Origin of the sequence: Serratia sp. OS31 (assembly GCF_014164835.1) — a bacterium.
GTDB classification, from domain to species: domain Bacteria; phylum Pseudomonadota; class Gammaproteobacteria; order Enterobacterales; family Enterobacteriaceae; genus Serratia; species Serratia liquefaciens_A.
On record NZ_JACJFQ010000028.1, the window covers coordinates 12,423 to 37,244 of the forward strand.

Annotated in this window: 14 protein-coding genes and 1 riboswitch; of the genes, 8 read left to right on the forward strand and 6 right to left on the reverse strand. The window is 58.0% G+C overall.

Annotated elements, in window-relative coordinates; translation table 11 throughout:
• Positions 1-191: 191 nt before the first annotated feature.
• A complete protein-coding gene (gene metH, locus H5P17_RS20005) occupies positions 192-3,887 on the forward strand; it encodes a methionine synthase (RefSeq protein ID WP_370570050.1) in 3,696 nt (1,231 codons plus the stop codon).
• Positions 3,888-4,046: 159 nt separating this feature from the next.
• On the opposite strand, the gene H5P17_RS20010 is transcribed toward metH, so the two are convergent.
• A complete protein-coding gene (locus tag H5P17_RS20010; RefSeq protein ID WP_182824837.1) occupies positions 4,047-4,757 on the reverse strand; it encodes a UTRA domain-containing protein in 711 nt (236 codons plus the stop codon).
• 193 nt (positions 4,758-4,950) lie between these two features.
• Between H5P17_RS20010 and H5P17_RS20015 the strand changes: the two genes are divergently transcribed.
• The 6 genes from H5P17_RS20015 (at position 4,951) to H5P17_RS20040 (ending at position 11,280) form a co-directional block, all read left to right on the forward strand.
• Positions 4,951-6,012: an ABC transporter substrate-binding protein gene (locus tag H5P17_RS20015; protein ID WP_044553842.1), complete on the forward strand. Its 1,062-nt coding sequence runs from the start codon at positions 4,951-4,953 to the stop codon at positions 6,010-6,012.
• Between the two features lie 11 nt (positions 6,013-6,023).
• On the forward strand, positions 6,024-6,821 hold the full coding sequence (locus tag H5P17_RS20020) for an alkaline phosphatase family protein (RefSeq protein ID WP_044553841.1): 798 nt from the start codon (positions 6,024-6,026) through the stop codon (positions 6,819-6,821).
• Positions 6,822-6,830: 9 nt separating this feature from the next.
• On the forward strand, positions 6,831-7,670 hold the full coding sequence (locus H5P17_RS20025; protein ID WP_044553838.1) for an ABC transporter permease subunit: 840 nt from the start codon (positions 6,831-6,833) through the stop codon (positions 7,668-7,670).
• Between the two features lie 17 nt (positions 7,671-7,687).
• Positions 7,688-8,473 carry an ABC transporter permease gene (locus tag H5P17_RS20030; RefSeq protein WP_044553836.1) on the forward strand — a complete coding sequence of 262 codons (786 nt, stop codon included), beginning with the start codon at positions 7,688-7,690 and terminating at the stop codon, positions 8,471-8,473.
• Between the two features lie 4 nt (positions 8,474-8,477).
• The gene (locus H5P17_RS20035; RefSeq protein ID WP_182824839.1) at positions 8,478-9,470 is read left to right on the forward strand and encodes an ABC transporter ATP-binding protein; all 993 of its coding nucleotides are present in this window, start codon (positions 8,478-8,480) and stop codon (positions 9,468-9,470) included.
• Between the two features lie 160 nt (positions 9,471-9,630).
• On the forward strand, positions 9,631-11,280 hold the full coding sequence (locus H5P17_RS20040) for a Na/Pi cotransporter family protein (RefSeq protein WP_182824841.1): 1,650 nt from the start codon (positions 9,631-9,633) through the stop codon (positions 11,278-11,280).
• A 36-nt stretch (positions 11,281-11,316) separates the two neighbouring features.
• On the opposite strand, the gene H5P17_RS20045 is transcribed toward H5P17_RS20040, so the two are convergent.
• The 5 genes from H5P17_RS20045 to H5P17_RS20065 form a co-directional block, all read right to left on the reverse strand.
• Positions 11,317-16,161, reverse strand: coding sequence for a hemagglutinin repeat-containing protein (locus tag H5P17_RS20045; RefSeq protein ID WP_182824842.1), 4,845 nt, complete (start codon positions 16,159-16,161; stop codon positions 11,317-11,319).
• Positions 16,162-16,206: 45 nt separating this feature from the next.
• Entirely contained in the window at positions 16,207-17,883 is a 1,677-nt protein-coding gene (locus H5P17_RS20050; protein ID WP_182824844.1) for a ShlB/FhaC/HecB family hemolysin secretion/activation protein, read from the reverse strand.
• A 415-nt stretch (positions 17,884-18,298) separates the two neighbouring features.
• Positions 18,299-19,216, reverse strand: a complete 918-nt coding sequence (panS, locus tag H5P17_RS20055) for a ketopantoate/pantoate/pantothenate transporter PanS (protein ID WP_182824845.1) — start codon at positions 19,214-19,216, stop codon at positions 18,299-18,301.
• A 145-nt stretch (positions 19,217-19,361) separates the two neighbouring features.
• Complete coding sequence (gene lysC, locus H5P17_RS20060; protein WP_182824847.1) at positions 19,362-20,729, reverse strand: lysine-sensitive aspartokinase 3; 1,368 nt, start codon at positions 20,727-20,729, stop codon at positions 19,362-19,364.
• A 108-nt stretch (positions 20,730-20,837) separates the two neighbouring features.
• A riboswitch (Lysine riboswitch) is annotated at positions 20,838-21,030 on the reverse strand.
• Between the two features lie 52 nt (positions 21,031-21,082).
• Complete coding sequence (locus tag H5P17_RS20065; RefSeq protein ID WP_044553823.1) at positions 21,083-22,891, reverse strand: sodium:proton antiporter; 1,809 nt, start codon at positions 22,889-22,891, stop codon at positions 21,083-21,085.
• Positions 22,892-23,164: 273 nt separating this feature from the next.
• Here H5P17_RS20065 and pgi point away from each other — a divergent pair, with 273 nt between their 5' ends.
• Entirely contained in the window at positions 23,165-24,811 is a 1,647-nt protein-coding gene (pgi, locus tag H5P17_RS20070) for a glucose-6-phosphate isomerase (protein WP_182824849.1), read from the forward strand.
• Positions 24,812-24,822: the final 11 nt, after the last annotated feature.

Sequence of the window (24,822 nt, forward strand, 5' to 3'; positions counted from 1 at the left end):
ATTCCTTTTTCCGTATGATGGAATTCATTTTCGTTTTTTACGTGTGAAATGCAAGCCGTCAATCAGCTCATCGGATGTGTTGCCAGACAACCTGAAAAACTCTCAATAACCGCTCGCCCCTTTGCCGACACAACCTGTGCTAGGATGACTCGTTGGTTTTTGCAGCAATTGAGCGATGGGCTGGATCGGTAATTGAAGGGGCTACAGTGACAAATCGAGTAGAACAACTGCGCCGGCAGTTAGCGCAGCGAATTTTAGTGTTGGACGGCGGCATGGGCACCATGATCCAAAGCTACCGTCTGGAAGAGAGCGACTTTCGCGGTGAACGTTTTGCCGACTGGCAAAGCGATCTGAAAGGCAATAACGATCTGCTGGTGCTGACCAAGCCCGAGGTCATTACTGCCATTCACTACGGCTATCTGGAAGCGGGAGCCGACATCCTCGAAACCAATACCTTCAACTCTACCTCCATCGCCATGGCCGACTACCATATGGAGTCGCTGTCGGCCGAGATTAACTATCAGGCCGCCTGCCTGGCGCGTGCCTGCGCCGACGAATGGACTGCGCGTACCCCAGAGCAGCCACGCTACGTGGCCGGGGTGCTGGGGCCGACCAACCGCACCGCCTCCATTTCTCCGAACGTCAACGATCCGGCTTTTCGTAACGTTTCTTTCGACGAGCTGGTGGAGGCCTACCGCGAGTCGACGCGTGCGCTGGTGGAGGGCGGTGTCGATCTGATCATGATCGAAACCATCTTCGATACCCTGAACGCCAAGGCCGCCGCCTTCGCGGTGGAAACCGAATTCGAAGCCCTGGGGGTTTCGCTGCCGATCATGATTTCCGGCACTATTACCGATGCTTCCGGCCGAACCCTGTCCGGTCAAACCACCGAAGCCTTCTATAACTCGATGCGCCATGTCAAACCGCTGAGCTTTGGCCTGAACTGTGCGCTGGGGCCGGATGAACTGCGTCAATACGTTGCCGAACTGTCGCGCATATCGGAAAGCTACGTTACCGCGCACCCCAATGCCGGTTTACCTAATGCGTTCGGTGAATACGATCTGGATGCGCAAGAGATGGCGAAGCAGGTCGGGGAGTGGGCGCAAGCCGGCTTCCTGAATATTATCGGCGGCTGCTGCGGCACCACGCCAGAGCACATTGCCGCCATGGCCAAGGCCGTGGCGGGCGTGCCACCGCGCCAATTGCCGGCGATCCCGGTGGCCTGCCGTCTGGCGGGGCTGGAGCCGCTAAACATCGATGCCAAAACGCTGTTCGTCAACGTGGGTGAGCGTACCAACGTTACCGGCTCGGCACGCTTTAAGCGGCTGATCAAAGAAGAGAAATACAGCGAAGCGCTGGCCGTAGCGCGCCAGCAGGTGGAAAGCGGCGCCCAGATTATCGACATCAACATGGATGAGGGGATGCTCGACGCGGAAGCGGCGATGGTACGTTTCCTCAACCTGATCGCCGGTGAACCGGATATCGCCCGCGTGCCGATCATGATCGACTCCTCCAAATGGTCGGTGATCGAAAAAGGCCTGAAGTGCATTCAGGGTAAGGGCATCGTTAACTCCATCTCGATGAAAGAGGGCGAAGAGGCCTTCATTCATCACGCCAGGCTGGTGCGTCGATACGGTGCCGCGGTGGTGGTGATGGCGTTTGACGAAGTGGGCCAGGCCGATACGCGCGAGCGCAAATTCGAGATTTGCCGCCGCGCCTACAAAATTCTGACCGAGCGCGTCGGCTTCCCGCCGGAAGACATCATTTTCGACCCGAATATTTTCGCCGTTGCTACCGGTATTGAAGAGCATAACAACTACGCCGTCGACTTTATCGAAGCCTGCGCCGACATCAAAACTCACCTGCCGCACGCGATGATTTCCGGCGGCGTGTCCAACGTGTCGTTTTCATTCCGCGGCAACGATCCTGTACGCGAAGCGATCCACGCGGTGTTCCTGTATCACGCGATCCGCAACGGCATGGACATGGGGATCGTTAACGCCGGGCAACTGGCGATCTATGACGATCTGACAGCAGAGCTGCGGGATGCGGTGGAAGACGTGATCCTCAATCGCCGTGACGACGGCACCGAGCGGCTGCTGGAGCTGGCGGAAAAATACCGCGGCAGCAAAGACAATGAAGTGGCGGTGCAGCAGGCGGAATGGCGCGGCTGGGCGGTCGAAAAACGGCTGGAATACTCACTGGTGAAAGGTATCACCGAGTTTATCGAACTCGATACCGAAGAGGCCCGGCAGAGGGCGGATCGTCCGATCGAAGTGATCGAGGGGCCGCTGATGGCGGGCATGAACGTCGTTGGCGATCTGTTCGGCGAAGGCAAGATGTTCCTGCCGCAGGTGGTGAAATCCGCCCGCGTGATGAAACAGGCGGTGGCCTATCTGGAGCCGTACATTGAGGCCAGCAAGCAAAAGGGCTCAACGGCAGGCAAAATCCTGCTGGCGACGGTGAAGGGCGACGTACACGACATTGGCAAGAATATCGTTGGCGTGGTGCTGCAGTGCAACAACTATGAAATTGTCGATCTGGGCGTGATGGTGCCGACGGAGAAAATCCTGAAAACCGCGCGCGAGCAGAATGTGGATATTATCGGCCTGTCCGGGCTGATCACCCCGTCGCTGGACGAGATGGTCAACGTGGCGAAAGAGATGGAGCGTCAGGGCTTTACCCTGCCGCTGCTGATCGGCGGCGCTACCACCTCCAAGGCCCATACCGCAGTGAAGATTGAGCAGAATTACAGCGGCTCAACCACCTACGTACAAAATGCCTCGCGTACCGTGGGCGTGGTGTCGGCATTGCTTTCCGACGCTCAGCGCGACGACTTTGTGGCACGAACCCGTAAAGAATACGAAACCGTCCGCATTCAGCACGCACGTAAAAAACCGCGAACTCCGCCGGTGGATCTGCAGAAAGCGCGCGCGAATGCCATGGTGCTGGACTGGGAAAATTACCAGCCGCCGGTGCCGAAGCAACTGGGCGTTTATCCGGTCGAAGCCAGTATCGAGACGCTGCGGCATTACATCGACTGGACGCCGTTCTTTATGACCTGGTCGCTGGCGGGCAAATACCCGCGCATTCTGGAAGATGAAGTGGTGGGGGAAGAAGCCAAGCGGCTGTTTGCGGACGCCAACCAGATGCTGGATACGCTGGCCGCTAACGGCAGCCTCAACCCGCGCGGTGTTTATGGCCTGTTCCCGGCTAACCGGGTCGGTGACGACGTTGAAGTTTATCGCGACGAGAATCGCGATGAGGTGCTGGTGGTCAGCCGCCATCTGCGCCAGCAGACTGAAAAAACCGACTTCCCGAACTACTGCCTGGCCGACTTCGTCGCGCCGAAAAGCAGCGGCAAGGCCGACTACTTCGGGGCTTTCGCAGTGACCGGTGGGTTGGAAGAGGATGAACTGGCGGCGGCCTATGACGCGCAGCACGATGATTACAATAAAATCATGGTGAAGGCGCTGTCCGACCGTTTGGCGGAGGCTTTCGCAGAGTACCTGCATGAACAGGTGCGCAAGGTGCACTGGGGCTTTGCCAGCGACGAGAACCTGAGCAACGAGGAGCTGATCCGCGAAAATTACCAGGGCATTCGTCCGGCGCCGGGGTATCCGGCCTGTCCGGAGCACACCGAGAAAGCGGAAATCTGGCGGTTGCTGGACGTTAACCGTCATACCGGCATGGAGTTGACCGAATCTTTCGCCATGTGGCCGGGGGCGGCGGTATCGGGTTGGTACTTCAGCCACCCGCAGAGCAAATATTTCGCGGTGGCGCAGATCCAGCGCGATCAGGTGGAAGATTATGCGGCGCGCAAAGGCATGAGCGTCGGCGAGGTTGAACGTTGGTTAGCGCCTAACCTCGGTTACGACGCCGACTGATCCTCTCTTTCATGGGCGCAGCAATGCGCCCATCAGACGGCTGACAAAGCCTATTATTAGTGAGAGCGTGCCGATGGGGTCGTAGCGGCTTGCCCGCCGGAGCGCTAGGCCCGGGTATCTCGGGTTAAAAAGCAACTTTGTCATCAACCTCCCATGTCATTACAACGCTTCGACGTCAATGTGCAGCGCGTCGTATCGCCAGTACTCCAAATCGCAGTCAATCACCCGATCGTGCTGATCGCGGTTTACCCGGGTAATGAACAATGCCGGGCTGCCGTAGGTGACCTTCAGCATGGCTGCCGCTTCCTGCGACAGCAGGGTTGGCAGCATATCGAAACGCACCCGCCCGTAGCGAATGCCGTAGCGTTCGGCATACAACCCGGTCAGCGACTGGGTTAAATCTGCCTCCAGAATGCCGGCAAAGTAGGCCGGGTTGAGGTAGTGCTCGCAATACAGCACCGCGCGGCCATCGATGTAGCGCAAGCGACGAATGCGATAGACCTCGCTACCGGACGGTAAAGCCAGTTTTTGGCTCAGGTCGTCGCGCAGCGGCACGGTGGCGCTGTCGATCACTTCGGTATGGGCATCACGCCCTTGCTGTTGCGCCATGGCGTGGAAGTGGCTGCGCTGCAGAGGGTTGTAGATCAGCCGCGGCGGCGAGATAAACCAGCCGCGCCTCACCTGACGGTAGATCACGCCTTGCGCCTCCAACTGACCGAGCGCTTCCTGCAGCGTAATACGGGTGGTGGAAAACTGTTCGCTCAGGGCACGTTCCGAAGGCAATTTGCCGTCGGCGCCGAACTCCCCTCCGGCGATCCGGGCGTTCAGCGTCTGGCAGATGGTCGCCACGGTTGTCGATGCTTCACTCATGCAACAGATGCCCCATTTCAGTGCGTTTATCCCCGCTAAAGGTAGACCAGCGAAGGGCTGACGAACACGTCAAATGCGATAAAACCGCTGCTTTTTTAGACTGACATATAATTATCACATTCGTCCGTTAGATTGGCTTGGTTCTTGCTGGACTAGTCCAGCCACTCCCACACTACCACCCGGAGCATCAGTTATGAAACGTTTGTGCGCTTGCGTGTTAACCAGTGCCATTGTCCTGACCAGTCAAATGAGCTGGGCAGCCGATTCCGATCTGGCGGCGCTGGAACAGGCTGCCAAGAAGGAAGGGGAAGTCAACAGCGTCGGCATGCCGGACAGCTGGGCTAACTGGAAAGATACCTGGCAGGATCTGCTGAGCAAGTACGGCCTGAAGCATGCCGATACCGACATGAGTTCGGCGCAGGAAATTGCCAAATTCGATGCGGAAAAGAGTAATGCCACGGCGGATATTGGTGACGTGGGCGCGGCATTCGGGCCTATCGCAGTACAAAAAGGGGTGACTCAGCCATATAAACCCTCCACCTGGGAACAGGTGCCTGACTGGGCCAAAGACAAGGACGGCCACTGGGCGCTGGCCTATACCGGCACCATCGCCTTCATTATCAATAAAAAACAGGTGAAAGAGATCCCCCACAGCTGGGCAGATCTGTTAAAGGGCACTTATCAGGTCACCATTGGTGACGTCGGCACCGCTTCGCAGGCGGCCAGCGGCGTGCTGGCGGCAACTTACGCGATGGGCGGTAATGAAAAGAACCTGAAGCCGGGCCTGGAATTCTTCGGCAAGCTGGCTAAAGCCGGGCGCCTGAGCCTGAGCAACCCGGTGATCGCCTCGCTGGAAAAAGGCGAAGTGCAGGTTGGGGTGGTTTGGGACTTTAACGGCCTGAACTACCGCGATCAGATCGACAAAACCCGCTTTGAAGTGCTGATCCCCTCTGACGGATCCATCACTTCCGGTTACACCACCATTATCAACAAATACGCCAAACACCCGAATGCCGCCAAGCTGGCACGTGAATACATCTTCTCTGACGCAGGCCAAATCAACCTGGCGCGCGGCTATGCGCGTCCAATCCGTGCGGAACACCTGACGTTGCCTGACGATGTCAAAGCCAAGCTGCTGCCGGCCGAACAGTATAAGAATGCCCACCCGATCGCCGATCCGGCGGCCTGGGAGCAAAGTGCCAAAACGCTGCCGCGCCAGTGGCAGGAAAACGTCATTATGTTTATGCAGCAGTGAGTTAAGCCATCATGAAAACTATCCTCGTGCTGCTGGACGGTCTGAACTATCAGGTGGCGCACGACGCCATGGGCTATCTGCAGGCCGAATGTGCGGCAGGGCGCGGACGGTTGTATCAGTTGGAGAGCGAGTTGCCCTCGCTCTCCAGACCGCTGTATGAATGCATTCTCACCGGTGTGCCGCCGGTGGAAAGTGGCGTGGTGCATAACCAGGTGTCACGCCTCTCGCATCAGCAAAGCGTGTTTCACTACGCTCGGGCCGCGGGCTTGACTACCGCAGCAGCGGCCTATCATTGGTTCAGTGAGCTGTACAACCGTACCCCGTTCGACGCCGCGCGCGATCGCCATACCGACGATGCCGAGCTGCCGATCCAGCACGGCCATTTTTATTACGACGACCGTTACCCGGATTCTCACCTGTTTGACGATGCGGAAAGTTTGCGCCGCCGTCATCAACCCGATTTCTTGCTGATCCACCCGATGAACATTGACGACACCGGGCACCGCTTTGGCCTGTCATCGCCGCAGTACCGCAATGCGGCGCGCAACGCCGACGGCGTGCTGTCGCGCTATTTGGCCGACTGGCTGAACGCGGGTTATCAGGTGATGGTCACCGCCGATCACGGCATGAATGACGATCGCAGCCACGGCGGCGTGTTGCCGGAAGAGCGGCAGGTGCCGCTGTTTGTCTTCGGTGACGCCTTCAGCCAGAGCGATGCCAACCCGCAGCAAACCGACCTGTGTGGCACCCTGTGCGAAGTGCTGCAGATACCGCACGACAAGCCGCGTTGTCGTGCGTTGTTGGCCTAAGGGTGAGCCATGAAAGCTAAGTGGATTGCCGCGCTGTGCCTGCTGCCGTTTATCCTGCTGTTCGGCGCGTTTCAAATTGCGCCGCTGGTGTGGATTGCCGTCAGCAGCTTTTTCAGCCAGACCAGCGGCTGGGGGCTGAGCAACTATGTTGACGTACTGACCTCGCCGTTCTATTTGCAGGCGTTTCAGTTCTCGCTGGAAATCTCCCTTTGGTCGAGCGTTTATGGGCTGCTGATTGCGTTAGTGGGCAGTTACTCACTTCGACGTCTCGGTCAGACGCGGTTTCATGATTTTGTGATGTCGTTTACCAACATGACCAGCAATTTCGCCGGGGTCCCCCTGGCGTTTGCCTTTGTCATTCTGCTGGGGCTGAACGGCTGCCTGACGCTGCTGCTGCGCAAATACGGCCTGATGGAGAGCTTTAACCTGTATTCCAAAACCGGGCTGATAGTGCTTTACACCTACTTCCAGATCCCACTGGGCGTGCTGCTGCTGTACCCGGCGTTTGACGCGCTGCGCGAGGACTGGCGCGAGTCAGCGTCGCTGCTCGGCGCCAGCCCATGGCGCTTTTGGCAGCATATCGGCTTACCGGTGCTGGCGCCGGCGTTGATGGGCACCTTTGTCATCCTGCTGGCCAACGCGCTGGGCGCTTATGCCACGGTGTACGCGTTGACCACCGGCAATTTCAACGTGATACCGATCCGCATATCGGCTTTGGTTGCGGGGGATATCTCCCTGGATCCTAACCTGGCCAGCGCGCTGGCCATGCTGCTGGTGGCGATGATGGCGTTTATCACTCTGATCCATCAATGGCTGTTGCGCAGGAGCTACCTCAATGCGCGCTCATAATGTTGCGGAGGGCGGCCATGTCGCGTTTTGAAACCGGCTATCACCGCGTGGTGAGCAGTCTGCTGTTGCTGATCCTGCTGTTGCCGCTGGCGGCGACGCTGATTTATGCGCTGGCTACCCAATGGGGGGCGACGATCCTGCCGGACGGCTTTACCCTGAAATGGTTGGTGGCCTTATGGAGCGATCCCCGCTTCCTGCTGGCGCTGTGGCACTCGTTGTTGATCTGCTTCGGTACCCTGGTGCTGGCGGTGGTGGTGATTTTGCCCACCATGTTTGTGATTGCTTACTATTTTCCCAAACTGGACGCGGTCATGAACGTGCTGATCCTGCTGCCATTTGCCGTGCCGCCGGTAGTGTCGGCGGTCGGGTTGATGCAGCTGTTCGCTGCTGATCCGCTGCCGCTGCTGGGCACGCCGTGGATCCTGATCGGCTGCTATTTTTCCATTACGCTGCCGTTTATTTACCGTGCCATCAGCAACAACATGCAGGCGATCAACCTGCGCGACCTGATGGACGCCGCACATCTGCTGGGCGCCAGTACCTGGCAGGCGGCGCTGCTGGTGGTGCTGCCGAACCTGCGTAAGGGCGGGATGATTGCGGTACTGCTGTCGTTCTCTTTCCTGATTGGCGAATTCGTCTTCGCCAACCTGCTGGTGGGCAGCCAATACGAAACGCTGCAGGTTTACCTTTATAACATGCGCAATGGCAGCGGCCATTTCACCAGCGCACTGGTCATTTCTTATTTCGCCGTGGTGCTGATCGTCACCTGGTTGGCGAATTTGCTGAATAAAAATAAGGGCTAACCGCATGGCTTATCTCAATGTCACCCGCCTCAATAAACACTATGGTCAGACCCAGGTGTTTCAGGATATCGACTTCACCGCCGAGGAGGGCGAGTTTGTCACGCTGCTCGGGCCCAGCGGCTGCGGTAAATCGACGTTGCTGCGCTGTCTGGCGGGGCTTACCCCGGTCGACAGCGGACAGATCCTGCTGCAGGGCCAGGATCTGGTACCGCTCCCCCCGCAAAAGCGCGGTATCGGCATGGTGTTCCAGAGCTATGCGTTATTCCCGAACATGACCGTTGAGGGCAACGTCGCGTTCGGGCTGAAAATGCAAAAGCTGGCGGCCGGTCAGATCCAGCAGCGGGTGCAAGAGGTGCTGGCGTTGGTGGAACTGACTGAGCTGGCGAAGCGCTATCCGCATCAGCTGTCCGGTGGACAGTGCCAACGGGTGGCGCTGGCACGTTCGCTGGTGACCCGTCCGCGGCTGCTGTTGCTCGACGAGCCCCTGTCGGCACTGGACGCGCGTATTCGTAAGCACCTGCGTGAACAGATCCGTCGGATCCAGCGCGAACTGAACCTGACGGCCATCTTCGTTACCCACGATCAGGAAGAGGCGTTGACGCTGTCGGATCGCATCGTGTTGATGAACAAAGGACAAATCGTACAAAGCGGCGACGCGGAAACGCTGTATACCCAGCCGGCCGACGTCTTCGCCGCCGGGTTCATCGGCAACTACAACCTGTTGAGTGCGGAACAGGCGACGGCTTTGACCGGCAGCCCTTACCACGGTAAGGTAGCTGTTCGACCCGAATCCATTACCCTGGTGCCTGCCGGGCAGGGGATTGCCGCGGTGATCCTTAACCACAGCCTGTTGGGTAACGTGGTGCGCTATCGGGTCCAGGCCCGCGGCGTGGAGTTGCTGGTCGACGTGCTCAACCGTTCGGTCGAAGATTTGCGGCTCGACGGCAGTGAAATTGGACTACACTTAGAAACTGTTACATTACGGGAAGTTGCATGACATCGCTGCGGCATTCAATGATAACTCCAGGGTAATTCCTGCCGTTGCGTTAACCCTCCAATAGCGGTCTGCAGCCTGTTGCCGCTGTCCTGCCTTATGCACGCCTGGCAGGCAGGATAGCCTGCTGTGTCTTGCCGGGCGTGAAGGGAGCGTTCCTTCCGTGTTGACCCTTCTTCACCTGCTTTCTTCGGTTGCCCTTTTGGTGTGGGGTACCCACATCGTGCGCACCGGGATTATGCGGGTCTACGGTGCTAATTTGCGCCGGGTATTGAGCGACAGCGTAGAGAAAAAACCGCTGGCGTTCGTCTCCGGTATCGGCGTGACCGCGCTGGTGCAAAGCAGTAACGCCACGGCGTTGCTGGTGACCTCTTTTGTCGCGCAAGGTCTGGTGGGGTTGACGCCCGCACTGGTGATCATGCTCGGCGCCGATGTCGGTACCGCGCTGATGGCGCGAATACTGACCTTTGATCTTTCCTGGCTGTCACCGCTGCTGATCCTGGTCGGCGTCTTCCTGTTCCTCAGCCGCAAGCAAACCCGGGTGGGCCAAATGGGGCGCGTGTGCATCGGCCTCGGGCTGATCGTACTGGCGCTGGAGCTGATTGTTGCCGCCGCGACGCCCATCACCCAGGCGGCGGGTGTGAAAGTGTTGTTCTCCTCACTGACCGGCGACGTGATGCTGGATGCCCTGACGGGGGCGCTGTTCGCCATTGTCAGCTATTCCAGCCTGGCGGCCGTGCTGTTGACCGCTACTCTGACGGCTTCCGGGGTGATCTCGCTGAAGGTGGCGCTGTGCCTGGTGATCGGTGCCAATCTCGGCAGCGGCCTGCTGGCGGTGATCAACACCAGCGGACAGAATGCCGCCGGCCGTCGGGTGGCGCTCGGCAGCCTGTTGTTCAAGCTGATTGGCTGTGTGCTGGTGCTGCCGTTCGTCTCTTATCTGGCCGATGTCATGGCCCGATTGCCCGGTGGCAATGAAGAGTTGGTGATCTACTTTCACGTGTTCTACAACCTGATCCGTTGCCTGGTGCTGATCCCGCTGGCCGGGCCGATGGCACGCCTGTGCGAAACGCTGATCGCCGACGTGGCGGCGGACGATCCCCGACTGCGGCCCCGGCACCTTGATGCCAGTGCTCTGGATACCCCGACGCTGGCGTTGGCCAATGCGGCGCGCGAAACCCTGCGCATGGGTGATGTGGTGGAGCACATGATGATTTTGCAGCGTGAAGTGCTGCACGGTAAGCAGGGGCAAGATAAAGAGGTTCGCCGGCTGGATGATGACGTCGATGTGCTGTATACCGCCATCAAGCTGTATCTGGCGCAGATCCAGAAAGAGGACTTGGGCGAGGAGGACTCACGCCGCTGGGCGGAAATCATCGAGATGGCGCTCAACCTGGAGCAGGCGGGCGACATTATCGAGCGGATGGCCGGCGACGTGGGGTCGAAATCACACGCGGCGCGGCGCGCCTTCTCTACCGAAGGGCTGGCCGAGCTGGATGCGTTGCATGAGCGGCTGATCGGCAATCTGCGCCTGGGGCTGTCGGTGTTCCTGTCCGGCGACCTTACCAGCGCCAAACGGCTGCGGCGCTCCAAGCATCGGTTCCGTATTTTGGATCGGCGTTACGCGCATGCGCACGTGGATCGCCTGCATCAGCAGAACGTGCAGAGTATTGAAACCAGTTCGCTGCATCTGGGGCTGCTGGGGGATATGAAACGCCTGAACTCACTGTTCTGTGCGGTGGCGTATAACGTGCTGGATCAAGATGAAAAGGATGATGAGCGCGAGTGGGAGGATACGCCCAGCACGCTGTAAGTTATGCCCCCGGCGCGGCCGGGGGCAGTACCTCAGTTATTTACCCGAAAAGACCCCCGCTTTGGCATCGGCGGCCTGGTTATTGATATAACCGCCGACCGGTGTCTCCAGATTCACCACGCTTTTACCGGCAATACCCAGCAGGGCACCGGCCGAGGCAGCGGCATCAAGATGACCGCCACCCTGATAGCGATTGCCCGCCACGTCCTGCTGCTCCAGTTTGCCGTTACCCAGCGTCACTTCACCTTGCTGGCTGCGGATCTCGCCGCCGGTCAGACGAGTGGTGCCCTGAACGTTGAGCGCCACGTCATTTTTCCCGCTGATGGCAGACTGCACGCCTACCGCATCGTTATTGACTACGTCGGCCTTGACCTTGAACTGACCTTGCAGCCCGGCAGGGCCGGTCAGACTCTCTTTGGATTTGTTGCCCAGGAAGCGAGCGCCCTGATCCCACAGCGGCCCCTTTTGTTTTTCGCCGGCCAGCGTTTCCGGCAGGGTGACCTTACCCTCGGCCTTGCTGAAGCTGACCGCACCGGTGGTATCCTGCTTCGGATCGAGGCGACGAGCTACGCTGTTGTACTTGTCGGTGGTGGCGTCAGCGACCTTGTTGATGCCGCCCTCCAGCTTCTCCTTCACCTTACCCGCATAGTGCGGGGTGCCCACTTTCGACAGTTTGCTGGTTATGCTGCTGGCCGGGTCGTTGGTGTGGCTCAGGCCAACATCCACATCGACCTTCACGCTGCTTTCGCTGTCTTTGCGACTTTCAACATGCAGGTCGCCGCCGATGTTGCCTTGCACGCTGTCGGCATCGATCCGGGCACCGGCCAATCGGGTGTCTTTAGCACTGTTGATTGTCACTTCTCCGGCAGTGATCTGGCTGTTGCCCTGAGTGGTTTTTTGCAGGTTATCAACACCGACTTTCACCCCGGCGCCCAGGGTATGGGGGTCGCTGCCGCTGGCGGTATCCACCTTGCCGTTGGCGTCCTTATTGAAGGATTGGCCGCCTTTGGCGTTAGCCTTCAGCCCCAGGTTCCAGTTGTTTTTCTGCTCCTGGTTTTGCACCGACTCCAGCACCACGCCGCCGTTCTCGGCGTCCAGGCCAACGCTGCTGCCCTTGACCTCGGTTCCCTGCAGATGCAGGGCATGCGCGTCGTTGCCTTTGGCGGTAATGGTCACTGCGCCGCCGCTGGTGATTTTGCCACCCTGCTGGGTCGTCGAGGTTTCATCTACCTTGGCAATGTCAAACGCGCCGCCGAGGGAAAGGCCGCCCGCGCTCTTTTTGTCGCTATCGGTGCTGTTGCCGCCGATATCGATATTGCCGGAGAGCGTATCGTCCTTACGGGTCTGCTGCGATTGGGCTGCCTGTAGTGCGACCTTGTCTCCCGCTTTCAGCGAAACGTCGCCCTGGCTGGTGACATTGCTGCCCTGCAGCGTCAGCCCACGGCCGGCATCCAGTTCTACACCCTGTTTGCCGCCGATGTTGCTGACTTGCGCGCTGCTGCTATCGCTTTTCCCGTCGCTGTAGCTGCCGCCCAGTCCCAGGCCGAAGCTCTTGGTTTCCGGTGTGGTGCCGCCTTTGGCCGATACTTTGACATTGAAGCCGTTGTGGCTTTCATGGCTGGTGTCGGTGGCCTGCTCGAAACGGATGTTGCCGTTTTCCGCTTTTACCTTCGCCTTGCCATCGCCGGCCTCCAACGAAGTCCCCTGATACACCGCATCTTGCTTGACCTTGATGTCGATGCCATTGGCGGCGGTGATGCTGCCGGTCACGGCCTGACTGCCGGTACTTTCGCTGTGTTTATTGCCGCCTTCGCCTTTGCCATCAACGGTCAGATCGCTGCCGGTGGTGGTATAAACGCGCACGCTGGCGCCGCCACGGCTTTCGCTGCTGCTTTCCTGCTGGCTGTTTTTCGCCGCTTCACTGTGGTGGCTGTCTGCCGTCAGCGTCACGCCACCTTGGCTGGCCTGATATTTTGTGCCGGTATCCTGCAGTTTTCCGCCGGCTTTAACGTCGATCGCCCCGGCGCTAATGTTACTGACCACGGCCTGCGTGCTGCTGCTCTTTTCGCTACTGCCGCCATTGGCGCCAATATCCAGCCCGATATTCGGTGCGCCGATACCGCCGATCTCGTTAATCACGCCGTTGGCGTCCAGCTTGGCGACTTTCCCTACCGCGCGCTCTACCGGACGGGTGACGGCGCTGTAATCCACGTTGGCGCCGATATCTACGCCGACGTCGAGTTTGCGGGTACTGCTGCTTTCGCTGTCGACGGCGGCCAGATGGTCAACGCTGTTGGCGTTTTCCTGATATTTGCCGCTAACCTGGTGCTGCGCACCTTGCTGGGTCAGTTTGTCTTTGGCATTAATCGTCAGATTGCCCGCGATATCGCTGCCGGAAGTTACGGCCTTGCTGCTTTGTGAGTGCGTCTTGCTGTTCTCGTAACCGCCCTCAATGCCGGAGCCGATTTTATCTATGCCGCCGGTGTAGTAGACTCCGCCGCCGATTTTGGTTTTTTCGGTATCGCTGGTGGTCTTGTTATCTGCCGCCAGGAAGGCCACGTTGTCGCCGCTGATGCTGGCATCACCCTGGGTAGTCACCAGTTTGGATCCGCTGAAGGTGACGTCCTTGTCTGCTTTCAGCTCGACGCTACCGCCGCTCAGCGTCGACGATTGCTGTTCGCTGCGGGTGGTTTTTTCGCTGTCGCTGGTATGCTCGATACGTAAACCGGCGCGGTATTGCTTATCGCCTTTCTCGTTGGCGTAGCCGTTGATGGCAAGGGCGGTCTTCTGCTCATCAATATGGTGCTGCTGTTCCCCGGCGCTGACATTGATGTTGCCACCGGCATTGACCTCCAGCTTACCGGCGCTGGTTACCTTGCTGCCCACCACGTCGGTATCCTTTTTGCTGACCAACTGCAGGTTGGTATCGGAAACCAATTCGCTGGCGGTGGACTGTTGGTGGCTGTTGTTGGACTTTTGCGAACTGCTGGTGATATTGAAGACGGTGCCGGTACGGGCATCCACCTTGTCAACCGTGGTGCTGAGGGCGTTATCGATCCGCAGACCGCCGTCGGTGGCGGCGACAAAACCGCCTTTGTCCCCTTTCACGGTGCTGCCGGTAATGGTCACGCCCTGTTTGCCGTTCAGCCACAGGGTGCCGTCGGCCATCACCTGAGAAGCGTTGCTGACTTCGCGACGGTTGCTGTTGTCCTGGTTGTTGCCGCCGCCGATACCGCCCCATGAGGTTTTATTGTCGCGAACGGTTTTCTCATTGGCGGTCTTTTGTACGCCGATATTGATCTGGTCGTTGGCATCCACCTTGAGGTCGCCTGACGCGTACACTTTGGTTCCCTGGGCCACGACGCGATTACCGGCTTTTATCGCCAAATCACCGCCGGAGAAGACGCTGCCGGACTTCAGGCTCTCGGTTTCATTGCTGTTGCTCCAGCTGCCGGTACGCAGGCTGGAGGTATGGTTGCGCTGATTACCGCGTTCGCTGGTTTTGTCTCGCTCGACCAATCCGCTGAGCTGCACGTCGCGCTTGGCTTCGATTTTCAATGCGTTGCCCGCCGTCACACTGGCGCCCAGCAGCGTCACATCCTGCTCGGTGGCGGTCAGCGTGGCATTTTTTGTGGCCTGAATGTTGCTGGTAGCCTGTTGAAGCTGCTCATTCTCACGGGTGACGTTGTATTTCCAACTGTAGAACCACTGCTCATCGGTGTGGCCCTGAGTCTGCTTCAGTTGCCGACCGTCGAGCTTCAGGCTGGCGCCTTGCAGCCTGATCTCTTCGCCACGAACGTCGGTGGCGGTCAGGTGGTTGCTGTTATCGGCCACCAGGCTGATATTTTTGCCTTTCAGTTCGGTGCGCGCCAGTTGCTGACCGGTGCTGCGGTCGTTGATGTAGATCCCACCGCGGTAGTTTTGATAGTTCTCGCCGCTATTGCGGTTGCTGCTGCTGTCGCTGACCTGGCTGTCGGTGCGGATGTTGTAAGCTTTCACCCGGATTTCATCGCTGCCATCGAGCTTGCCCGCCAGCTTTACGCCGCTGCCGGTGACGGTATGGATAATATTGATGCGCCCTGCCTGCATGCTGCCAAGATAGTAGCTGTCCGTGGTGCCTAATAACTGGTCCCAGACTGTGAGCTCAGGTTGTTCGCTGCTGAGTACCTGTGCATCGCGCGATACGCGATTGTTGCCGCTGATGGCGTTGATCGCCGAGATCATTTTATCGCTTTTTTTATCGTACAACGGCGCGACTATTACCTCGCCGCGGCTGTCGATCCTTGGCGCGATCAAATCCAGCACGCCGCTGGCGCTCAGCCGGCCATCAATGCTCAGGGTATTGCGATTGCCCAGCGTGCTGTAGCCCTGCAGCATGCCGTTTTCCACCAGAGGGTTACCCACTACCAGCGACGAGCGGCTGGTATTGATAAAGCCGCAGCCGTCGCAACTGATACCGTTCGGGTTAGCCAGCACGTAGTCGGCCGCCATGCCGAAGATTTCTTGCTGTCCGTGCAACAGCGACGGGTTGCGGCTGATCACTTCATTGAGGATCACGCTGGCCGCCTGATTGTTCAGGTTCGGGTTGGCAGCCAGTTGGCCGGCCAACTGAGACCGCCCGGCATCGAGCGAGTTGTTCAGCACCGCGCCGGGTTGGTTGACGTTGAAGTCCTGATACTGGTTATGTGACAGCCCTTGGTCGTTAGGCGTCACGATATTGACCACCTGTGCGCCGTTACCGGCAGTTGAAACACCGGGACCGTTAGCGCCGTTGGCCGCTACGATCTCGCCGGCGTAAGCGCTGCCGAGGGAGGCGAGAATGATCGCCAGTGAAGCGGCTAACTTGCCCGCTCCCGAGAGCCTGAAGTTATTATTTTTCATCCATGTATCTCCATATATCGCTGTGGTAGTGCAAAAAAACGCTAACTAAAAGGTGTACGAAAAGCGTGCCAGCACCTGGATAGGATCGTCAGGCATTGAGTGACTGGACAGTAGCCAACCGCGGCTGGCTTCAACGTCGAACATGGCGCGTTGGTAACGCAGGGTGACACCGGCGCTTAACCCAGCGCTGCTTTGCCAGCCGGAAGGTCGGTTGTCGCGAGGCAGTACCCGGCCGACGTCGCCGCCGATGCGTGGGGTGAGGGTGCTTTGGCCCAGAGTGAAGCTGCGGGACAGGGTGTTTTGCAGATACCAGCCGTTATCGCCGGACAGCGTGCTGCGGCTGAAACCACGGATCGCGCTGCGGTCCGTCAAGCTGAGCCATTCCACGCCAGGCAGGCGATCGCGGCTGTACTGCCCGTACAGCAAGTTGCTCAATTGATAAGTGGAACCGGCAAGCTCGATGCGTTGGTTGAGGTTGACGAACACTTTTCCTTTGGTGAATTGGGCATCGGGAAGGTTCTCTCCTCCGTGGCGGTCGGCGCCGAACCAGGGTAACCCTTGCTCCACGCTGAGATTGGCGCTGATCAGGCCGGTGGGCAGGATCTGCAGATGGTTAACGCCCAGCTCAAACAAGCTGAGCGTCGGGCTGCCAAGGCCAATGCGTACGGTATCGAAATAGTTGGCGATGCGCTTATGGGTCAGTTGGCCGCTCAGGGTATTGATCTGATCGCGATCGCGATAAAACACATAGTCGCCGCGCAGACCGTATTGTTGGGTCTGGCCGTGCAGTTTGTAGCTGTTGAACATCAACTGCTGGTGGTTCAGGTATTGCGAGTAGCTGGCAAAGCCGCTGAAGGTCAAAGCGCCATAGGGCAGGGAATAGAGCAGGGTATAAGCGCGATTATAGCGCTGCGCCGGGTTGTCCAGCGTACCGGCAACGTTCAGGCTGGCGAAGTCCGACAGGCCGAAAGGGCTGTCCAGCGTTGCCGTGCTGCGCGCCAGCCATTGACCGGTATTTTTCTGACCGTAATTATCCAATGTGGCGGACAACAACCAGGGTTTAGTATGTTGATTATGCAGCCGAATAATGGAAGCGCCCACTTTAGTGCCCGGCAATATATCCAATCGGGTTTTATTCGATTGCAAACGATTGGCCTGATCCAATCCCTGATCGAGCTGGGTTAATTTTAATGGTTGGCCTTCCAATCCGGGGAATAATAATTGGCTGTTAACCCAACGATCGCCCCCCTCTATTTTTTCGATAAAGCCTTCGGTGACACGCAGGCCTAATTCCCCCTCGGCATTGGGGCGAATAAATTGCACGCGTGCGGTGATATAACCTTTATCCAGGTATAAGCGGGTCAATTCACGCGTCAGGCGATTGATGTCGTTGCTGCTGATGCAGTGCTCTGGCAGTGCACTCAGCTCCGCCAAATCTTTCGCCGACAGCAGCGTTATCCCCTGCAGATACACGCCGCCGATCGGCAGGCATTGAGCCGAAAGTGGCAGTGCCGGCGCAGCGGGTTCGGGCTCTGCAAGCAGTTGCTGCTGTTTAAGCTGTTGGTAGCGTCGTTGTTCTATTTGTTGATTCACTTCACGCGTGCCGTCTTGCAAAGCGCGGCGAGATTCGCTCATCGGTGAGAAATCCCCCATTTCCGGCAGGGTGGCGGCGGGGAGTGCGGCGCTAAACAGCAGCGCCATAACGGCGGTTTTTCTGATCATTGTAATCCATTATGAGAAGCCGCCGGGGCGGCCTGCTCAATCCATGAGGTCAATAAACAGGCGGCCAACGGCCGGCCCGAAATCGCGAGCGACAATCACATTGCGGGGTTCTTATTCGCCAGTGGAAAATAAGAAGGTGGGTTTTTATTTTTCTAAATAATAATTAGGCTGCTTGTTTATATTTTTAATAATTACCTCTCAATTACTCATAATGAGGTAATTAAAAAAGTAAATTAATTGGACTTTTCCGCTCTCGTCGTTATAGGCGGTTATCGGCAGCTCTGGGAAAAATCTGAATTTTTATTTTGTGCGGGGATAATAGAGGATGGGGATAATTCTGACAATCCGACCAGTGGGAAATACGAAATTTCGCAGAAGAGTTTGGGGGCGCAAATGGCTGCGCCCCGAGGTGCAATTATTTTTTGTTGATCGGTCGACCGGACCAGTAACCCGCCAGCAGAGATCCGGACAGGTTATGCCACACCGAGAACAGGGCGCCCGGCAACGCGGCCAGCGGTGAGAAGTAGATTTTGCCCAGCGTCGCGGCCAGCCCGGAGTTCTGCATGCCGACTTCAATTGCCAGCGTACGGCAGGTCGATTCGTCGAAGCCGAACAGCTTGCCGCCCCAGTAACCGCTCAGCAACCCGATACCGTTGTGCAGGATCACCGCCACGATCACCACCAGCCCGACCGAGGCGATATGGCTCTGGCTGCCTGCAACCACGGCGCTGATGATCGCCAAAATGCAGATCATCGACAACGCCGGCAGGATCGGCTCAATACGTTTGACGGTTTTGGTAAAGGTATGATGGACGATCAAACCCAGGCCAATAGGGATCACCACGATCTGCAGAATGCTCAGCAACATCCCCATGACATCGACGCTGATCTCGGTATCGACATACAGGCGGGTCAGCAGCGGCGTAGCGAAAACGCCCACCAGCGTGGAGACTGCCGAAATGGTCACCGACAGCGCCACATCCCCTTTGGCCAGATAGATCATGACGTTGGAAGCGGTACCGCTGGCCACGCTGCCGACCAGCACCATGCCGGCGGAAAGATCCGGGGGCATATGGAACAGCATTGCCAGCAGCCAGGCCGCCAGCGGCATGATCAGGTAATGCAAAAAGATCCCCGCGGCGACCGGGCCTGGGCGGGACAGTACGCGCTTAAAGTCATCTAGCCGCAGCGTGACGCCCATGGCGAACATGATCAGCATCAGCAGCGGGCTGACGTAGGGGCCGATACCGGTAAAGGTGGTGGGCGTGCCGTAGGCGGCGACGGCGAGCAGCACCGCCCACAGGGGGAATAATCGGGTAAATTTTGCCAGCATGAGTGAGGTTTTCCTTAGCCAAATAACAACGATGGGGTGGTGTTGTGTTTTTTGCGGGTTCGGTGAACTGAACCCCTACGGTTATGAACTGATTTTTTTAGATGTAGGGGCGCAGCATGCTGCGCCCGCAGAGGATGATAATAGTTTATTCGAACAGGTTGTGGTGCAGGGTGCGAACGACTTGTTCGGCGTCGTCGCCCGGTACCAGGAAGCACAGGTTGTAGCTGCTGGCGCCGTAACAGATCATGCGGATATTGAACGGATCGAGCACGCCGAACACTTCTTTGCCCACGCCGCAGGCCTGGGAAAGCTTGTTGCCGATCAAGGCGACCAGCGCCAGGTTTTCTTCCACTTCTACCCGGCACAGTGACGACAGCTCGGTCAGCAATGACGTGGTCAGCAGGCTGCCGCCGGTGGAGGTTGAACCCGTGGTATCCATGGTCAGCGCGACGCTAACTTCGGAGGTGGTGATCAAGTCCACCGAGATATTGTGGCGCGCCAAAATGCTGAACACCTCGGCCAGGAAACCGCGTGCGTGCAGCATGTTGAGGCTGTGCAGCGTCAGCAGGGTTTGTTTGCGGCGCAGTGCCAGCGCGCGGAATAGCGGTGGGTTCTCGGTGGTGTTGCACACCAGGGTACCGCCGGCGGACGGATCTTTGCTGGAGCCGACGAACACCGGAATATCGCTGCGAACGGCCGGCAACAGGGTGGCCGGGTGCAGGACTTTTGCGCCAAAAGTGGCCATTTCAGCAGCTTCTTCGAAGGCGATTTTATCGATGCGTTTTGCCGCCGGAACCACGCGTGGGTCGGTGGTGTAGATGCCCGGCACGTCGGTCCAGATATCGACCCGGCTAACGCTCAGCGCTTCGCCCAGCAGGGCGGCGGTGTAATCGCTGCCGCCGCGGCCCAGCGTGGTGGTGCGGCCTTTCGGCTCGCTGCCGATAAAGCCCTGAGTGACCACCAGGGCTTCCTGCAGGCGTGGCTTGAGCAGCGACTGGGCCAGTTGGTTCAGCGCTGCGCTGTCCGGCGTTGCGCGACCGAAATGATCGTCGGTGTGCATCACTTTACGTACGTCAAACCACTCGGCCTGCACATCACGACTGCGCAGGATCTCAACGAACAGCAGGGTAGACATCAGTTCGCCGTGGCTGACCAGTTCGTCGGTCAGCGCCGTGGAGGTGGCCAAGGAGGCCGCTTCGGACAGCATGGCGATATTTTCCAGCATGCGGTCGATTTCGTCGCGCACTACCGCCGGATTATCGAGGCGATCGAGAATGGCGTATTGAATGCGGCGGATTTCGTCGAGCTGATAGTGACGCTTGTCGGCATCGCTGCCTTCGGCCAGAGCCACCAGCAGGTTGGTGACGCCCGCAGAAGCGGACAATACCACCAGACGTACGTTCGGATTGGTGAGAACGACGTCGGCGCTGCGGTTCATGGCTTCATAGTCGGCAACGCTGGTGCCGCCGAATTTGGCGACAACGGTGGCATTCTGGGGTGCTGCTTGGTTCATGTAAAAACCTCGTGTCAGGGTGGCCCTCTTCAGAGAGCACTTTTTTCATAGCCTTGGCACAAGGGGGGAGCGATAAACGGGAGCAGACGTAGAAGTGAAAGCTACGATACACCCAGAAGCGCCCCACCTTGTTGATTGCCCTTACGGACAATTCTGGTGACAACCCAGGGGATTCAGCCCCTGTAGTCGATACGATGAATGCCGCGCATCACCTTACCTCGGCGTCGCTCCCCCTCAAGCGTCGTCATTGGAAAACGGCTCCTCTGACACTCTACCTGGGCGACGCGCCTCTTCTGGCTTGCACACCGGGTGCGCAAGTAGGCTGTTAGGAATAGCCCGATATCGTGCTGCTGTCAACGTCCGGAAGTTGAGGGATTTTCATCTTGTACCAGTGCAATCAGCGTACAGGGCATTGCCGGGACGAAACCGGCGCCGATCGGCTGCAGCGTGCCGTCTTCCCGCTGGCTGAAAAGCGGAATAACGCTATGGTTTTTCTCTATATATTCCAACCAACCGAAGTTCTCGTTCAGCTTGGTGGCCTTGATGGTGGCGCCCTGGGCAATCAGGCTGCTTAGCCGACCGTAGGTGGCCTCTTGATTGAACAGGATCTCATGCCGGCGGAAACGCGAACTTTCCGCACTGTTGCCGCGACCTTTCAGCGGGGCACCGGAACGGATGGCGAACACCTGCCCTTCGCCAAAAATATGGCCGAAGTGATAGACCGCCAAAGCATTTTGGTGGCGGTTGGGAGAGAGCGCCAGCACTTGCGCGGTGTCGCTGAGATCGAGGTAGTTTTCGGCATGTTCAGAGTAAGCATGGCCATAATAGGCGGGGATGCCGTCCATACGCGCCTGACGATAATATTCCCAACTGCTGTCGGTAACGAGCACCGGGATATTCAACTTCATCAACGCCTGTGCCAGCATACGCGCGACGCTATTGGCGCCGACAATCAGCACCCCCCGCGGTTTTTGCTGCTGTACCCGCAGCCAACGCGCCATCATGCCGCTGGTCAGGCTTTGCAGTACCACGGTGCCGATGATCACGGCGAACACCACGGTCACCAGCCGATCGGCACCCGGATAGCCGCTGCGCTGCAGCGTCAGGGCAAACAGCGAACTGACCGCCGCGGCGACGATGCCACGCGGAGCGATCCAGCATAGCAGCAGGCGATCGCGCCAGTGCAGAGAAGAACGCCAGGTTGATACCGCAATACACAGCGGGCGGGCGACGAACTGCACCACCAGCAACAGGCCCAGTAACGGCCAGCCCATGTTCCACAAGGCCTGAACGTCGAGCCGTGCCGCCAAAATGATAAACAGCGCCGAAATCAGGATCGCCGACAGCTCTTCCTTGAACGCCAGAATGTCACTGGTATCCACATCGCGCATATTGGCCAGCCAAATGCCCATCACGGTAACTGTCAGCAGCCCTGATTCATCGGCGATGGCATTGGACACGCCAAAGGCGGTGAGCATGATCGCCAATACCGCCAGGTTTTGCAGGTAGCGCGGCAGCCAGACGCGGCGCAGCGCCAGGCCCAGTAAATAGCCGAACAGCGCGCCAGCCACCAGACCGACGGCGGCGGTAATGCCCAGCGTCCAGAACAGGTGGGTGTAAGATTCTGAATGCTGTTTCAGTACGATAAATTCGAACACCAGCAGGGTAAAAATGGCGCCGACCGGGTCGATAACGATGCCTTCCCAGCGCAGTACCTGGTTGATATTGGCATTCGGACGCACCACGCGCATCAACGGGGCAATCACCGTTGGTCCGGTGACCACCGTGACCGCGCCGATCAGCGCCGCCAACTCCGGTGGAAAGTCCAGCAGCCACCAGCAGGCCACGCCGATCACCAGGAAGGTCATCAGCATGCCAATGGTCACCAGATTGCGCACCACGCCGCCGAGGCCGCGTATTTCCTCGACCCGCAGCGTTAGCGCCCCTTCAAACAGAATAATGGCTACCGACAGCGACACCAGCGGGAACAGCAAATCGCCGAACAACGCGTCCGGCTGAACCCAATGCACCACCGGTCCCAGCACGATGCCAAACACCAGCAACGGCAAAATGGCCGGCAGGCGCAACACCCAGGCGAGCCACTGCGCCAGCAATGAACTCAATCCAATCACCACCAACATCAATGGGGCAGATAATTCCATAGTCATGTCCTTCGTCGTTCACACCGCAGCCTGGCTGGCCGCGCATCCTTAGCCTAATTACGTCATTAACGTGGTGATAACCTGACACAGTTTAGTGACAGTTAAGCAACCCTGATAACAGGCTGTTATCCAAAAGTATAGGGGAAGTGCTGAAACGATGCGGCGGCAATTGACAGTTAGCGCCTATCGCAAGAAAAGAGATCATAATCACGGTCGAACAGGCTACAATCGGTCAACCACGTCACATTTATTCTCAAGCCTAAGAGTGTTGCTATGAAAAATATCAATCCTAGTCAAACCGCTGCTTGGCAAGCCCTGCAGCAACATTTTGAACAGATGAAAGACGTACAGATCGGCGATCTGTTTGCTCAGGACAAAGAGCGTTTCTCCAAGTTTTCCGCCACCTTCAACGACCAGATGCTGGTGGACTACTCTAAAAACCGCATTACGGCGGAAACCCTGGAGAAGCTGCAGGCGCTGGCGAAAGAGACCGATCTGCAAAGCGCGATCAAATCCATGTTCGCCGGCGAGAAAATCAACCGGACTGAAGACCGTGCGGTGCTGCATATTGCCCTGCGTAACCGCAGCAACAGCCCAATCATCGTTGATGGCAAAGATGTGATGCCGGAAGTGAATGCGGTGTTGGCCAAAATGAAACAGTTCTGTGACCGCGTGATTGGCGGTGACTGGAAAGGCTACACCGGCAAAGCGATTACTGACGTGGTAAATATCGGTATTGGCGGTTCAGATCTCGGTCCTTATATGGCTACCGAGGCACTGCGCCCGTACAAAAATCACCTGAACATGCACTTCGTCTCCAACGTTGACGGCACCCATATCGCCGAAACGCTCAAACCGCTGAACCCGGAAACGACCCTGTTCCTGGTGGCGTCCAAAACCTTCACTACTCAAGAAACCATGACCAACGCCCACAGCGCGCGCGACTGGTTCCTGGGCACCGCCGGTGAACAAAAACACGTGGCGAAACACTTCGCGGCGCTGTCCACCAACGGCAAGGCGGTTGGTGAGTTCGGTATCGACACCGCTAACATGTTCGAGTTCTGGGACTGGGTCGGCGGGCGTTATTCCCTGTGGTCGGCGATTGGCCTGTCTATCGCCCTGTCAGTGGGTTACGAGAATTTTGAACAGCTGCTGAGCGGCGCGCACGCGATGGACCAACACTTCGCCGAAACGCCGGCGGAGAAAAATCTGCCGGTGCTGCTGGCGTTGATCGGTATCTGGTACAACAACTTCTTCGGTGCAGAAACCGAAGCTATCCTGCCGTACGACCAGTACATGCACCGTTTTGCCGCTTACTTCCAGCAGGGCAACATGGAATCCAACGGTAAATATGTCGATCGCAACGGCAATCCGGTGGACTACCAGACCGGCCCAATCATCTGGGGCGAGCCGGGCACCAACGGGCAGCACGCGTTTTACCAACTGATCCACCAGGGGACCAAACTGGTGCCTTGTGACTTTATCGCGCCGGCCATCAGCCATAATCCGCTGAGCGACCACCATGCAAAACTGCTGTCGAACTTCTTCGCGCAGACCGAAGCGCTGGCGTTCGGTAAATCACTGGAAGTGGTAGAACAAGAATTCGCAGCCCAGGGCAAAACGCCGGACGAGGTTAAGCACGTAGCGCCGTTCAAGGTATTTGAAGGCAACCGCCCAACCAACTCCATCCTGCTGCGTGAGATTACGCCGTTCAGCCTGGGCAGCCTGATTGCCCTGTATGAACACAAGATCTTCACCCAGGGCGCGATCCTCAACATCTTCACCTTCGATCAGTGGGGTGTGGAACTGGGTAAACAGCTGGCTAACCGTATCCTGCCTGAACTGGCCGGTGACGAAGCGGTCAGCAGCCACGACAGTTCAACCAATGCGCTGATCAATCGCTTCAAAGCATGGCGCTAATTGCCGTCTGA